The sequence below is a fragment of the Achromobacter sp. 1012554356 genome (genome assembly GCF_059760815.1).
The window spans coordinates 1-251 of sequence record NZ_JCBANC010000149.1; the positions used below are offsets into that span (position 1 = coordinate 1).

Annotated in this window: 1 tRNA gene; it reads left to right on the forward strand. The window is 48.6% G+C overall.

Features of this window, described 5'->3' with window-relative positions:
* Positions 1-15 precede the first annotated feature (15 nt).
* Positions 16-91: transfer RNA gene (locus AC6LJW_RS29525), tRNA-Ala, on the forward strand.
* Positions 92-251 lie beyond the last annotated feature (160 nt).

The window sequence follows — 251 nt, forward strand, 5'->3', positions numbered from 1 at the left end:
CGTCAAGCGGGATATGGGGGTGTAGCTCAGCTGGGAGAGCGCCTGCTTTGCAAGCAGGATGTCATCGGTTCGATCCCGTTCACCTCCACCATTGATTCTCATTGATCGCCGGTGGCGATGTAGAGGCCAACTCATAGTGTCGTGGCTCACGATGTTATGAGTTGGGTTTTACCCAACAGCTATATTTGTTCTTTAACAATCTGGAAGAAGCACAACGAAAATGTGTTCATCAAGTAATCAGCGTTGCTGAT